The sequence below is a fragment of the Calidifontibacter indicus genome (assembly GCF_003386865.1).
GTDB classification, from domain to species: Bacteria; Actinomycetota; Actinomycetes; order Actinomycetales; family Dermatophilaceae; genus Yimella; species Yimella indica.
The window spans coordinates 3500415-3514623 of record NZ_QTUA01000001.1; the positions used below are offsets into that span (position 1 = coordinate 3500415).

The 14209-nt window shown below is 69.9% G+C and carries 12 protein-coding genes and 4 tRNA genes; 12 read left to right on the plus strand and 4 right to left on the minus strand.

The features are described from left to right. The first annotated feature begins 73 nt into the window (after positions 1-73). The 5 genes from DFJ65_RS16625 to DFJ65_RS16645 all read left to right on the plus strand — a co-directional run bounded on the left by DFJ65_RS16625 (position 74) and on the right by DFJ65_RS16645 (position 5319). Positions 74-149 (plus strand) — tRNA-Lys (locus DFJ65_RS16625). 229 nt (positions 150-378) lie between these two features. Then, positions 379-600 (plus strand): antitoxin, encoded by a 222-nt coding sequence (locus DFJ65_RS16630; protein ID WP_115923988.1) that lies wholly within the window; start codon positions 379-381, stop codon positions 598-600. A gap of 225 nt (positions 601-825) precedes the next feature. Beyond that, complete coding sequence (treY, locus tag DFJ65_RS16635; protein WP_115923989.1) at positions 826-3216, plus strand: malto-oligosyltrehalose synthase; 2391 nt, start codon at positions 826-828, stop codon at positions 3214-3216. Between the two features lie 32 nt (positions 3217-3248). Then, on the plus strand, positions 3249-5006 hold the full coding sequence (gene treZ, locus DFJ65_RS16640; protein WP_115923990.1) for a malto-oligosyltrehalose trehalohydrolase: 1758 nt from the start codon (positions 3249-3251) through the stop codon (positions 5004-5006). Position 5007: 1 nt separating this feature from the next. Then, on the plus strand, positions 5008-5319 hold the full coding sequence (locus tag DFJ65_RS16645) for a DUF1330 domain-containing protein (RefSeq protein WP_115923991.1): 312 nt from the start codon (positions 5008-5010) through the stop codon (positions 5317-5319). Between the two features lie 7 nt (positions 5320-5326). Here DFJ65_RS16645 and DFJ65_RS16650 read toward each other — a convergent pair whose 3' ends face one another. After that, entirely contained in the window at positions 5327-6553 is a 1227-nt protein-coding gene (locus DFJ65_RS16650) for a polysaccharide deacetylase family protein (RefSeq protein WP_115923992.1), read from the minus strand. A gap of 268 nt (positions 6554-6821) precedes the next feature. Here DFJ65_RS16650 and DFJ65_RS16655 point away from each other — a divergent pair, with 268 nt between their 5' ends. After that, on the plus strand, positions 6822-8030 hold the full coding sequence (locus tag DFJ65_RS16655; protein ID WP_115923993.1) for a hypothetical protein: 1209 nt from the start codon (positions 6822-6824) through the stop codon (positions 8028-8030). Here DFJ65_RS16655 and DFJ65_RS16660 read toward each other — a convergent pair whose 3' ends face one another. Further along, positions 8031-8495 carry a hypothetical protein gene (locus DFJ65_RS16660; protein ID WP_115923994.1) on the minus strand — a complete coding sequence of 155 codons (465 nt, stop codon included), beginning with the start codon at positions 8493-8495 and terminating at the stop codon, positions 8031-8033. It lies immediately after the preceding gene. Positions 8496-8558: 63 nt separating this feature from the next. Between DFJ65_RS16660 and DFJ65_RS16665 the strand changes: the two genes are divergently transcribed. The 6 genes from DFJ65_RS16665 (at position 8559) to DFJ65_RS16690 (ending at position 11223) form a co-directional block, all read left to right on the plus strand. Then, positions 8559-9596: a PHP domain-containing protein gene (locus DFJ65_RS16665; RefSeq protein ID WP_115923995.1), complete on the plus strand. Its 1038-nt coding sequence runs from the start codon at positions 8559-8561 to the stop codon at positions 9594-9596. 131 nt (positions 9597-9727) lie between these two features. Beyond that, positions 9728-9800: transfer RNA gene (locus DFJ65_RS16670), tRNA-Glu, on the plus strand. Positions 9801-9824: 24 nt separating this feature from the next. Next, positions 9825-9901, plus strand: a tRNA-Asp gene (locus DFJ65_RS16675). 28 nt (positions 9902-9929) lie between these two features. Next, a tRNA-Phe gene (locus DFJ65_RS16680) sits at positions 9930-10002 on the plus strand. A gap of 110 nt (positions 10003-10112) precedes the next feature. Then, positions 10113-10871: a copper resistance CopC family protein gene (locus DFJ65_RS16685; protein WP_170144135.1), complete on the plus strand. Its 759-nt coding sequence runs from the start codon at positions 10113-10115 to the stop codon at positions 10869-10871. 145 nt (positions 10872-11016) lie between these two features. After that, a complete protein-coding gene (locus tag DFJ65_RS16690; RefSeq protein WP_115923997.1) occupies positions 11017-11223 on the plus strand; it encodes a DUF3073 domain-containing protein in 207 nt (68 codons plus the stop codon). Between the two features lie 182 nt (positions 11224-11405). Here DFJ65_RS16690 and purM read toward each other — a convergent pair whose 3' ends face one another. Together purM and purF are read right to left on the minus strand one after the other, a co-directional pair. Next, complete coding sequence (purM, locus tag DFJ65_RS16695) at positions 11406-12524, minus strand: phosphoribosylformylglycinamidine cyclo-ligase (RefSeq protein ID WP_115924439.1); 1119 nt, start codon at positions 12522-12524, stop codon at positions 11406-11408. Positions 12525-12559: 35 nt separating this feature from the next. Continuing rightward, on the minus strand, positions 12560-14185 hold the full coding sequence (gene purF / locus DFJ65_RS16700; protein ID WP_115923998.1) for an amidophosphoribosyltransferase: 1626 nt from the start codon (positions 14183-14185) through the stop codon (positions 12560-12562). Positions 14186-14209: the final 24 nt, after the last annotated feature.

A 14209-nucleotide genomic window follows, 5' to 3' on the forward strand; every position in this document is an offset into this window, starting at 1 on the left:
CCGGTCTGAGCGCCGGGTGATTTCCGGCGTCCGACCGCGGCTGAGTACGCTGTCGTGGCCCGCACGCGGGCGCGGGCCTCTAGCTCAATTGGCAGAGCAGTGGACTTTTAATCCATTGGTTCCGGGTTCGAGCCCCGGGGGGCCCACCACCAACCCACCTCACCTACGCCTGCGACCTACTCGCAAACGCTGCGGTTGCGGGTGGGAAGTGCAGCGTTTGTGCACGGGCGGGCGCGGGGGCGGGCTCGGCGCGCGGGGCTCGGAGCAATTTCGCAGCCGCCGAAACACCACATCGATCGACAATCATGCTTGCGTGGAAGTCAGTACCCCGGAGACGGGGAACTCGTCCGTTTGCAATCAACGAATGAGGAGATTGACATGGGTCTCGCAGACAGCCTGGGCGGCCTCGGCGACAAGGCCAAGGACCTCGCCGGCGACAACGCCGACAAGGCGCAGGACGGCATCGAGAAGGGCGGCGACTTCGTCGACGACAAGACCGGCGGCAAGTACGCCGACAAGGTCGACCAGGGCCAGGAGTTCGCCAAGGAGCGCTTCGGCGGCGAAGGCGGCGACCAGGACGGTCAGGGCGACGGCGCCTGATCACAATTCATTCGGACGGGGCGTGGCACGTGGTGCCGCGCCCCGTTCGCGTCCGATCACACAGCCGATCAGAGCGCCCGCCAAGACGGCGATCCGTGCGCGCGCCGGCCCTGTGTTGCGATGGTCACCCGAGACCTCCCGTCGATGGGCCAGCAGCGGGTACCGTGACGTCCGCCGCACCGCCGGTGGGCCCAAGCTACGCACCGATCGGGGAGAATCGCACCCATGGCGTTCACCAGCACCTACCGCCTCCAGTTGCATTCCGGCTTCACCTTCGCCGACGCGGCCCGGCAGGTTCCCTACCTCGCCGAACTCGGCGTCTCGCACCTCTACCTCTCCCCGATCCTCACCGCGGTGCCCGGCTCGATGCACGGCTACGACGTCGTCGACCACACCCGCATCAACCCCGAACTCGGTGGCGAGGAGGGCTTCCGCGAGCTCGCCGAGCGGGCGCACGCGGCCGGCCTCGGCATCGTCGTCGACGTCGTGCCCAACCACATGGCGTTCGTCGCGCCCGAGTCGCTCAACGCGCCGCTGTGGCAGGTGTTGCGCGAGGGGCGCGACGCTCCCACCGAGCAGTGGTTCGACATCGACTGGAAGGTCGGCGGCGGACGCATCGGGCTGCCGGTGCTGGGCAAGCCCCTGGCCGAGGTGCTCGCCGCCGGTGAGCTCACCCTCGACCGGAGCGGCGACGAGCCCGTGCTGCGCTACTTCGACCATGTCTGGCCGGTGGCTCTCGGCACCGACACGACCGACGACGTCGCCGAGATCCTCGACCGTCAGCACTACCGGCTGGCGAGTTGGCGCGACAAGGACGACGTGCTCAACTACCGGCGCTTCTTCGAGGTCGACGGGCTGATCGCGATCCGGGTCGAGCTGCCCGAGGTCTTCGACGCAACCCACGACCTGCTGCTGCGACTGCACCACGAGGGCCTCGTCGACGCCTTCCGCATCGACCACCCCGACGGCCTTGCCGACCCGGCCGGCTACCTGGAACGCCTGACCGCGGCATGCCGCAAGGACACCCCGATCTGGACCGAGAAGATCCTCGAGGGCGACGAGGTGCTGCCGAAGTCGTGGCAGTGCGCGGGCACGACCGGTTACGACGCCCTCAAGGTGGTGCAGGCCGCGTTCACCGACCCGGCGAGCGCCGCCGTGCTCGACAAGACCTGGCAGGCGTGCGGCGGCAACCCCGATTTCCACGCGATCGTGTCGGAGTCGAAGCGCTATGTCGTCACCCACTCCCTCGCCCCCGAGGTCGACCGCCTCACCCGCCGGGCCCGCGAGGCGCTACCCGACCTCGACCCCGAGCGCCTGCGCGAGGCCGTCGTCGAGCTGCTCGTCGCCGGCGAGGTCTACCGGGCCTACGTGCGCCCCGACAACAAGCTGTCCAAGCAGGCGCGGCGCCGGTTGCAGGAAGCGTTCACCACGGCCGCCGACTCGCGGCCCGACCTGCGCACCGAACTGGAGGCACTGGCGCCGGTGACCGTCCTCGCCGAGGACGACGAGTCGGCCACCGACTTCGCGATCCGGCTGCAGCAGACCTGGGGCCCGGTGATGGCCAAGGGCATCGAGGACACCTCGTTCTACCGCTACCACCGGCTCGTCGCACTCAACGAGGTCGGCTCCGACCCGACGCTGGTCGCGGGCGCCGACCCGGACCTGCTGCACCGCTGGGCCGCGCACGCCGCGTCGAACTGGCCACAGACGATGACCGGTCTGACGACCCACGACACCAAGCGCAGTGAGGACGCCCGGGCGCGGGTGCTCGCGCTGGCCGGCGCGCCGTACGCGTGGCGCGCGTTGGCGACGTCCGCCCAGCGGGTGGCCGCCGGACGGGTCGACGGACCCACCGCGCACCTGGTCTGGCAGACCCTCTTCGGCGTGCCCGGCATCGACGACGAACGCCTCACCGGTTACCTGGAGAAGGCGCTGCGGGAGGGCAAGGAACACACCGCCTGGGTCGACGGTGACGCCGACTACGAGCAGGCGGTCATCGAGTTCGCGAAGCACCTGCGCGACGACCCCGACCATGCCGCGCTCACCGCTTCGATCGAAGCCGAGCTCGCCGAACCGATTCGCGCAATCACGTTGGGCGCCAAGCTGATCCAGCTCTGCCTCCCGGGGGTGCCCGACACCTACCAGGGCACGGAGTACGTCACCACGTCGCTCGTCGACCCCGACAACCGGCGTCCGGTCGACTACGAACGTCGCGCCGCCTCGCTCGCCGAGGTGGAGACCCCCGACCTCGACCGCGAGAAGCAGGCGCTGGTGCAGACCACCCTGCTCGCCCGCAAACGGCTGTCGGCGTTCGCAGCGAACGGCCAGTACACCCCGGTGACCACGAGCAGCCCGCACCTGTTGGGCTTCCTGCGGTCGCACGAACCGGGCCGGGTGTCGGGCGTGCTGCGCCGCGAGCAGTCGAGCGCCGTGCTGGTGCTGGCCACTCGCAACCCGGCCACGCTGGCCGCCGAGGGCGGTTGGAGCGACGAGACCGTCGACCTGCCCGACGGCACCTGGACCGACCTGTTGTCCGGTCGTCTGCACGACGCCGGACCGACCCGGTGCGCCGACTTGTTCGCGGCCGCCCCGGTCGCGCTGCTCGAGCGCACCTGACACCCGCAGACACCCGATACGACGGGAGAACGATGAGCACCCGCACGCACACCTTCCGGGTCTGGGCGCCGGCGGCCGAGCAGACCGTCACGCTCTGCCTCGGCGACGACGCCCTGCCGATGACCCGCACCGACGACGACTGGTGGCAGCTCGAGGCGCCGGCCGAGCCCGGTGCCCGGTACGCCTTCCGGGTCGACGACGGCGAGGAACGCCCCGATCCGCGGTCGTTGTCGCAACCGGACGGACCCGACGGACGCTCGGCGCTGGTCGACCTCGGGGCTCACCAGTGGTCGGACGACGACTGGCGCGGCGTGCCGCTGGCCGATGCCGTCGTCTACGAACTGCACATCGGCACCTTCACCGAGCAGGGCACGCTCGATTCCGCGATCGGGCGGCTCGACCACCTGGCCGACCTGGGGGTCACCCTCGTCGAACTCATGCCGGTGGCGACCTTCCCGGGCACCCGCGGTTGGGGTTACGACGGGGTCGACCTGTTCGCGGTGCACGAGGCGTACGGCGGCGCGGCCGCCCTGCAACGGTTCGTCGATGCCGCCCACGCCCGCGGCCTCGGGGTCTGCCTCGACGTCGTCTACAACCACCTGGGCCCCAGTGGCAACTACCTGCCGGTGTTCGGCCCCTACTTCACCGACGCCCACCACACCCCGTGGGGTTGGGCGGTCAACCTCGACGGGCCTTCGTCGGACGAGGTGCGCCGCTACCTCATCGACAACGCGCTGATGTGGTTCCGCGACTTCCACCTCGACGCGCTGCGGCTCGACGCGGTGCACGCACTCATCGACGACCGCGCCGTGCACTTCCTGGAACAGCTTGCGGCACAGACCGATTCACTGTCAGAGGTGCTCGACCGGCCGTTGCTGCTCATCGCGGAGTCCGACCGCAACGACCCGAAGACGGTCACCGACCGTGGCGTCGGCGGCACCGGCGGACTCGGCCTGCACGCCCAGTGGGCCGACGACGTCCACCACACCTGGCATGTGCTGCTCACCGGCGAGACGCAGGGCTACTACGCCGACTTCGCCGACCCCGAGGCGATCACCAAGACCGCCCGCACGCCGTTCTTCCACGACGGCACGTGGAGCAGCTTCCGGGACCGCGAGCACGGACGTCCGGTCGACGGTGACACGACGCCGGGCGACCGGTTCGTGGTGTCGCTGCAGACCCACGACCAGGTCGGCAACCGCGCCACCGGCGACCGGCTCAGCCACCTGGTCTCGCCCGGTCGGTTGGCGATCGGGGCGGCCCTCATGCTCACCTCGCCTTACACCCCGATGCTGTTCATGGGTGAGGAGTGGGGTGCCTCCACCAAGTGGGCCTATTTCACCGACCACACCGATTCCGCACTCGCACAAGCGGTTTCGAAGGGCCGCCGCGCCGAGTTCGCCGAGCACGGGTGGGGCGACGAGGTGCCCGATCCGCAGGCCGCGTCGACGATGACCGACTCCGTGCTGCGCTGGGAGGAACGCGACGAGCCGGTGCACGCGGCGCTGCTGGCGTGGTACCGCGAGCTGATCCGGTTGCGCCGCGCGGTGTCCGACCTGCGCGACCCGTCCCTCACGTCCGGACGCGCCGAGCGCGACGGTGACCTGCTGACGGTGCACCGTGGCGCACACTGGGTGGTCGCCAACCTCGGCACCGAACCGACCCGGGTCGAGTCGGGGCTGCACATCGTGGCAGCCTTCGAGGCATCGATGGACGCCGGAGGTGCCGTCGTCGTCGATCCCGACGGCGTGGTCGTGCTCGGCCCGCGCAGTGATCACGAAAGGATCTGAGATGGCAGCCAAGGGTTACTGGATCGGCCGGATCTCGACGCACGACCCCGACACCTACGCCAAGTACGTGGCCGGCAACGGCGCCGCCTACGCCAAGTTCGGCGGACGCATGTTGGTGCGTGGCGGCAAGTTCGACGTGAGCGAGGGTGAGGCCCGCGACCGCAACGTCGTCATCGAATTCCCCTCGTACCAGGCGGCACTCGACTGCTACCACTCGCCGGAGTACCAGTCGGTGATCGGTTTCCGGCAGGCCGCCAGTGAGGGCGAACTCATCGTCGTCGAGGGCTACGACGGGCCGCAACCGGGCGAGTGAGCCCGGCTCAGCCGCCGAACGACTCCCAGCCGCCCTGCGGCGCCGCCTCCAACCGGCGCAGCGCCGCCAGGGTGGCGTCGTCCTGCGCGTCGAGCCAGTCGCACAGCTGCTTGAAGGTGACGAACCGGGTGTCGGGTCGGTCGGCCATCTGCTTGATGACGTCCTCGACGGCGTCCATGTAGATGCCGCCGTTCCAGCCCTCCAGGTGGTTGCCGATGACCAGAGGCGCGCGGTTGCCGTCGTAGGCGAACTCGAAGCCGGCCAGGTAACTGTCGGCGGTCTGCTTGCGCCATTGCGGACGCTTGGCCGGGTCGCCCTTGGTGCCGCCCGACTGGTTGACCATGAAGTTGTAATCCATCGACAGGATCGTGCCGCCCTTGTGCGCGAACGGGATCGACTGCAGGGACAGATCCCAGAGGGTGCCGTCCTTGACCGGCCACACCTGCCGGTTCGCCTTCGAGGTGTCGTAGCGCCACCCGAGCTTCATGGCCGCCTTGCGCAGGTTGTCGGCGCCCTGCAGGCACGGCGTCCGGCCGCCGACGAGTTCCTTGTCGTAGTCGAACGGCAACGACGGCAGATCGGTGAACCCGGTGTTGGTGCGCCAGGTGCGCACGAACTGCTTCGCCTGCGCGATCTCGCTCAGCCAGTCGCTCACCGACCAGTCCTGCACCCCGCCCGGCCCGCAGAAGTGTCCGTTGAAGTGGGTGCCGATCTCGTGCCCCTCGAGCCACGCCGAGCGCAGCAGTTCGAGGGTGCGGTGGATCTCGCCGTCGTCCTGGTAGTTGACCTCGGAGGCACCCGGACGGTGGTGCGGCGGGCGGTAGAGCGTCCGCTTACTCTCCGGCAGCAGGAACAACCCGGTGAGAAACCAGGTCTGCGGGCAGTCGTACTTGCGCCCGACCTCCAGGAACCGCTCGAACAGCGGCATGTGCTTGTTCTCGCCTGCGCCGTCCCAGGAGATGACCACGAACTGGGGCGGCTTGGTGCCCGGCGCCAACTTCTCGGGCTTCGGTTGCTTGGGTTGCGGCCCGGTGTCGGACGTCGACCCGTCGCCGATCTGCCGTCCGGTGTGGCCGGACGGCGGCGAGGTCGTCGTCGTGACGCCGACCTTGGTGGCCTCGTCAGGTCCGTCGGCCACGCCGACCTCGTCGGTGACCTCCCGGCTGCACGACGCCAGCGTTGCCGCGGCGAAACCGGACGCCAGCACCGAACGCCGGCGGATGTGGTTCGTCATCGTTCTCCCCTTCGTCGACGAATCCGATCGACCGGGCCTCCCAACCCGATGCCGACCGTTTCCACCGCTGAGGATGTCATCCGCACGGCGCCGAGATGACGGGGCGCGCCGCCCGCATGCACATTCGTTACCGAATCTGCCGCCGGCGTGCACCGAACATCCAGCCAACCCCCAGATCGACACATCCGGGATCAGCACCCGCAAAGCCACCGTTTTGGTTCCGAGCGTTCGGCGCAGCCGACAGCCCTGGACTCATAGAGTGGGCGCCATGCCGACGAACTCTGCTCTTCGATCCCCTGCCGCACAGAATCTGCTCGCAGCCGCCGTCGCCGGAGTCGGTGTGCTGGTGCGCCCGGCCCGTATCCCGGTGTGGGCACGCCGCAGCCTCACCGTGGCCAACACGGCCGGCACCGCCGGGTCGATGTTGATGACCAACAAGGCCGCCGAGAACACCGGCGCCCTGGGCGTCAAGCCGGTGAGCGGTCCCCGCGACACCGCCGCCTCCACCGGTTCCGCGCTGGCCGCAGCGGCCGGCAGCTTGAGCCTGCTGACCTCCGGCATCGGTCTGAAGCTCGACGCGAAGGCCGAGAGCTACCTCACCAAGCGCGGCGTGAAGCGTCCGAGACTGTGGATGGCCGTCGGCGCCATCGGCCTGGTCTTCGTGATCAAGACGGTGCAGGACGCCGCCACCCGCAAGGCCGAGGACGCCGCGACGAAGTTCGCCGACAGCCGCCAGGTCCCGCCGGCGGCCGGCGACAAGGTGCGCCGCTGCGACATCGCGGCGACGAGCAAGCCCGCCGTCACCGGCGCCAAGCCCTCGACCTCGACCACGGCCCCGACGGCTGCCGGGTCCACTGGGTCGTCCGGTTCTGGCGCGTCTGCCGGGTCCGCCGGTGCGGACTCGACCGCCGCATCGAGCGCCTCGGACGGCGACAAGAAATCTGCGGAGAAGGCCGAAAAGATAGCTCCCGCAACAGATTCCACGACTGCCACCGATCAGGCGCGACCGGTCGTGTCGAGCACGGACGGTTCGTCCGATCAGGCCCCGGCCCTGGCGGCCGCGTCTGCGGCAGACGCCGCCGACGCCCCCGGCACGGCAACGCCGAACGTCGAGGACACCCCGATCTGGAAGGACGTCGCCGAGCGCAAGGGTGGTGCCGAGACGATCGCCGACGCCGACGGTCAGTCCGACGCATCCGACGCGAGTGGCGCGGCCGGTGCGACCGACGAAACCGCCGACCGGGCAGCCGCGGACGAAGCCGGCGCCGACAGCACTGACGAGTCCACCGACGCGTCCGACGTCACCTCCGACGCCAAGGCTGCCGGCACGCCCGACGCAGCGGACAACGCCGACGAGAAGGCCGACAAGACCGGCGGCAGCACCGCCTACCGTCCGTCGCGGTTCGAGCAGCAATTGGCCGAGACCACCCCGGACGACGTCGACGGCCCTCTCGCAGACGGCTTGCAGCGGGAATGATCAGGCGCGCAGGTGGTGCCAGGTGACGACGAGCACCGTGGCGAGCATGACCACCGAGGCGACCAGACTCCACGGGCGTCCCGCCCGGGCGATCGCGACAGCGACGTCCGGCGGGGCGCCCAAGTCGTTCATCCGTTGTTCCACCGTGCGGCGCAACCGGCGCAGGCGGGTGCGACCGAGGGTGGCGCCGAAGGGCACGTACGCGGCGAGCACGAGCACGCCGATCGGGATCCGCAGCCAGGGCGCCTGCCAGTGCACGTCGGCGACCATCGCGAGCGCGAGCGCAACGACGGCGAGCAGGAACGCGCCGCCCTGCACCAGGTGGGTGAGGGTGGCCCCACGGCGGGGGCTGCGGCCGGCGCGGCGCACCAGGAACCACAGCACGCGGTGCTGCATCCGCGCCTGCGCCCACAGCATCCAGGCCAGTGCCGCGGCCAGCAGCACCAGGAAGATCCACGCCCTCACCCACGGGACGATAGCCGTCCGCGTAGTCGGCCCATGTCAGGCCTGACGCATAGTCTCGGGGGCATGGCCGAGCCGCAACAGATCGAACCCGTCGACGCCCTGCGCCGCATCGCCTTCGTGCTCGAGCGGGCCAGGGCCGGCCAATACCGGGTGAAGGCGTTCCGGCAGGCGGTGGCCACCGTCATCGCCACTGCGCGCGACGAGCTCGAGCAGCGTGCCGCCGCCGGCACCCTCGCCGAGCTCCCCGGCATCGGCAAGTCGACCGAGGCCGTCATCACGCAGGCGCTGAGCGGGCAACGCCCCGACTACCTCCAGACCGTCGAGGCGAAGTACCCCGACCGGATGGTGGAGGGCGGCGAGCAGGTGCGGGCGGCGCTGCGTGGCGACTGTCACAGCCACTCCGACTGGAGCGACGGCGGTTCGCCGATCCCGGAAATGGTCGCGAGCGCGATGGAGCTCGGCCACGACTACCTGGTGCTCACCGACCACTCGCCGCGGCTGCGGATCGCGAACGGACTGTCCGCGGCTCGGCTCACCGAGCAGCTCGGGGTCGTCGACGCGATCAACACCCACCTCGACGGGTCGTTCACGCTGCTGAAGGGGATCGAGGTCGACATCCTCGACGACGGCGGGCTCGACCAGAGCGAGGAGATGCTCGACCGGCTCGACGTGCGGGTGGCCTCGGTGCATTCCAAGCTCGCGATGGCGTCGGCGCCGATGACCCGTCGCATGATCGGCGCGATCAAGAATCCGCGCACCAACATCCTCGGCCACTGCACCGGACGGCTCACCGGCGGCTCGCGCGGCACCCGCGGGCAGTCGTCGTTCGACGCGGCGGCGGTCTTCGCGGCGTGCGCCGAACACGACGTCGCGGTCGAGATCAACTCCCGCCCCGAGCGGTGCGACCCACCCGACGACCTGCTCGCGCAAGCCCGCGACGCGGGGTGCCTGTTCAGCATCGACAGCGACGCCCACGCCCCCGGCCAACTCGACCTATTGCAGTTCGGTGCGGCCCGGGCCGAGCAGTTCGACATCCCGCTCGACCGCATCGTCAACACCTGGCCGAAGGAGCGCCTGCTGGAGTGGGCGGCACGTCGCTGACCTGCACAAACGCTCTTCGGCGGCCGCCTCGCCGGAGCCGTTTTGGTAAACCCGCCGAGACTCCCCTATAGTTGCGCAGGTCCTCAACGGATCCGAGCCGAGTTCGCTTGGTGGGGAACCTGCAAGGACAGGTCCCCATCGTCTAGCGGCCTAGGACACCGCCCTTTCACGGCGGCGGCACGGGTTCGAATCCCGTTGGGGATACGCAAGCAGGTCTTGTGCAAACAAGGCCCCGTAGCGCAGTTGGTTAGCGCGCCGCCCTGTCACGGCGGAGGTCGCGGGTTCGAGTCCCGTCGGGGTCGCCAGTTTGGTGACGTGGTCATCAAGCCGAATGGCCAGATAGCTCAGTTGGTAGAGCGAGCGACTGAAAATCGCTAGGTCGGCGGTTCGACCCCGTCTCTGGCCACATTCCACTGGAAGCCCGCCCGGTTCGCCGCGGCGGGCTTTCGCGTTGTCGGCGAGCTGCCACCGACCCGGCTCAAGGGCCACCCAGCCCGGTGGGTCAGGATGGGTGCCATGCGGATCCTTGCGCGGTTGAGCGCCGCCCTCCTGCTGCTCCCCTTGCTCTTCCTCGCACCGGGCGAGGCACAGGCCCACGACACCCTCCTGAGCACGACCCCGAAGTCGGGTGCCACGACGGCGCCGGTGCAGTCGGTCTCCATGGTTTTCAACGAGGCCGTGCTCTCCACCGGGGCCGCCGTCACCGTCGACGGCCCGGACGGCGCGGTGGCGCAGGGTTCGCCGTCGATCAACGCAGCGACCGTCTCCCAAGACCTGCGCCAGCCGCTTGCGAACGGCTCGTACAAGGTCACCTGGCGGGTCCTGTCGTCCGACGGACACCCGATCTCGGGCAGCTTCAGCTTCGTCGTGGCCGGCGCCACCGCGAGCAGCAGTTCCACCACCTCCAGCGCGACCGCCGGCGCGACCCAGTCGGACGAGACGTTGACCACCCCGAGCGCGTCCTCCAGCGCGCCGACGCCGCCGGTGCAGCAGGTGCCGACGAGCTCGACCGACAACAACGCGCCCCTGATCATCACGGCCGCCGTGTTGGCGCTGCTGCTCATCGCGGGCGGCGCCTTCCTCGCCCGGACGCGGCTCAAGGACGACAACGCCGACCTCGCCGACGGCACCGACACCCCGGCTGCCACACCGATTTCGTCGCCCGATGCCGACGCCGACGGCTCCGAGATTGCCGGTTCTGCGGGCCCGAATGCCGACGACGAGACCGTTTCCGGACAAACCTCCCACGATGCGGACCGCGATCCGGACGACTGATGCATCGCCGGGCCGCACACTGATGTACCGTTGACCCCACGACAGATACCAAAGATCCCGGGGTCTCCGGATGATCGATCCTCGGGCTTCGGCTCGGGGGTTCATTCGTTCAGGCACCCGGCAACACACACGAGGGGGTCTCGCCATGGGGCGCGGCCGGGCCAAAGCAAAGCAGACGAAGGTTGCCCGGGAGTTGAAGTACTTCTCTCCCGACACCGACCTCAACGCACTTGAGCGTGAACTGCGGTCATCTTCATCCACTCACGCCGCGGAGAACGCCGCCGCGGACGTCGACCAGGGTGACGACGACGACTACGACGACTACGCGGACTGGGCGTCGCACGGTCGTTGACCCACCCGCGGCACACCGCCGCGGTTTATCGCGTTGCTGACCTCGCACGGGTGATCTGTTCCGAGCACACGTGACCGCCTCTCCGTTTGCCGGTGAGGCGGTGTCAGCATGCGCCGACCCAGTGCACAGGCACGCGCAGAGCACACCTCGCGTCGCGCGGCCAACCGTCCAGCCGCGTCGGCTCAGCCGGCGTACTGCCCGACGAGCTGAGCGCCACCCGCGTCCACGCCCTTGGAGCCGGTGACGAGTTCGCCCCGGTCGCGGTCGACGCTGTCGATGCCGACGATCTCCCCCATCCGCCAGGCGGGCAGGTCGACCGACTCGAGCACCTCCAGCGTGGTGTCGACGCTGTCCTGCGGCACCACCGCGACGAACCCGACACCCATGTTCAGCGTGGCCTCGAGGTCGAGTTGCGGCACCTTGCCGAGCTCACCGATCACCTGGAACACCGGCGCGGGAGTCCACGTGGCGCGGTCCATGACGGCGGCAACGCCCTGCGGCAGCACACGGGCGACATTCGCTGCCAGCCCGCCGCCGGTGACGTGGGAGAGTGCGTGCACGTCGACGCCGTCGGTGCGGATCAGCCGCAGCAGGTCGGCGGCGTAGACACGGGTCGGCGTGAGCACCTCTTCACCGAGCGTGCGGCCGAACTCCGGCACCTCGCGTTCCCACCCCCATCCGGCGGACGCGACGACCTTGCGCACCAGCGAGAGGCCGTTGGAGTGCAGACCCGACGACGGGATGCCGAGCACCACGTCACCGGTGCGGACGCGGTCGGGCGTCAGCAGGTCGGAGTACTCCACGACGCCGGTGGCGGCGCCGGCGACGTCGTACTCGTCGGGTTCGAGCATACCCGGGTGCTCCGCCGTCTCACCGCCGACGAGGGCCACTCCGGCCTGTTCGCAGGCCGCGGCGATTCCGCCGACGATGGCCGCGATGCGCTCGGGCACCACCTTGCCGGTGGCGATGTAGTCGGTCATGAACAGCGGCTCGGCGCCGCAGACCACGATGTCGTCGACGACCATGCCGACCAGGTCGAAACCGATCGTGTCGTGCTTGTCCATCGCCTGCGCGACGGCCACCTTCGTGCCGACACCGTCGGTGGAGGTGGCGAGCACCGGACGCTGCATCCGGGTGAGCAGCGACGCGTCGAACAACCCGGCGAACCCGCCCAGACCGCCGAGCACCTCGGGCCGCTGCGCCCGGCGCACCGACGCCTTCATCAGTTCGACCGCCTTGTCGCCGGCGTGCACGTCGACTCCTGCGTCGGCGTACGTGATCGGTCGCGAGGTATCGCTCATCGGGGCGTTTCCGTTCGGGTCGGTCGAAAGGTGGTTCACGGGTGGTCGAGCGCTCCGGCACCGCCGGTGCCGACTCCGACGCTGACGCCCTCGGCGTCCGAGCGCTGGGACGGGGCTCGACCGCCCGCTCGGTCAGGGGCGCGGTCTTCCGCGGCGACGGCCACGCTGCGGTCGTGCCCGGAAGCGATCTCCAGCGGGAGCGTCTCGAGCACGTGCTTGCCGATGCGGCCGTCCTCGGGCAGCTCGATCGGGTACTCCCCGGTGAAGCAGGCGGTGCACAGCTGCGACGGTTGCTGGTCGGACGCCGCGATCATGCCTTCGGTGGAGATGTAACCGAGCGAGTCGGCACCGATCGACGAACGGATCTCCTCGACGCCGAGGCCGGTCGCGATGAGTTCGGCGCGGGTGGCGAAGTCGATGCCGTAGAAGCAGGGCCACTGCACCGGCGGGCTGGAGATGCGCACGTGCACCTCGGCGGCTCCCGCCTCGCGCAGCATCCGGATCTGCGCGCGCTGGGTGTTGCCGCGCACGATCGAGTCGTCGATCACCACGACGCGTTTGCCGCGGATCGAGTGCTCGAGCGGGTTGAGCTTCAGCCGGATGCCCAGCTGGCGCAGGGTCTGGCTCGGCTGGATGAAGGTGCGGCCGACATAGGCGTTCTTGACGAACCCCTGGCCGAACGGGATGCCGCTCTCCTGCGCGTAACCGGTCGCGGCAGGCACGCCCGACTCCGGCACACCGATGACCAGGTCGGCCTCGACCGGGTGCTCGCGGGCCAGCTGGCGGCCCATCTCGACGCGCGCCTCGTGCACCACGCGTCCGTTGATGACCGCATCGGGACGAGCCAGGTAGACGTACTCGAACACACAACCCTTGCGCTGCGGCTCGGCGAACCGGTGCGAACGCAGGCCGTCCTCGTCGATCGCGATGAGCTCACCGGGCTCGACCTCGCGCACGACGCTGGCACCGACCGTCTGCAGCGCCGCGGTCTCCGAGGCGACGACCCAGCCGTTCTCCAGCCGTCCGAGCGCGAGCGGCCGCACGCCGTACGGGTCGCGCGCGGCGTAGAGCGTGTGCTCGTCCATGAACACGAAGCAGAACGCGCCGCGCAGTTTGGGCAGCACGTCCATCGCGGCCTGCTCGAGCGTCTTGTCCTCGTCGGCCGACAGCAGCGTCGTCACCAGTGCGGTGTCCGAGGTGTTGCCGCGGGCCAACTCGCCGCGAACGGTGCGGCCGGCGTGCTCGGCGTCGACCATCTCGCGCAGTTCGACGGTGTTGATCAGGTTGCCGTTGTGGGCGAGAGCAACCGTGCCGCCGGCGTGACCGCCGAGGGTCGGCTGGGCGTTCTCCCAGGTGCTGCCGCCGGTGGTCGAGTAGCGGGTGTGGCCCACGGCGATGTGTCCGCGCAGGCTGCCCAGGCTCGACTCGTCGAACACCTGCGACACCAGGCCCATGTCCTTGTAGACCAGGATGCTCTGGCCGTCGCTGGTGGCGATGCCGGCCGATTCCTGGCCGCGGTGCTGCAACGCGTACAGCCCGAAATAGGTGAGTTTGGCGACTTCTTCGCCGGGGGCCCAGACGCCGAAGACTCCGCAGGCATCCTGCGGACCCTTCTCGCCGGGCATCAGGTCGTGGGACAGACGTCCGTCAGAGCGAGCCACACCGACATTCTCCCACGCCGCGGT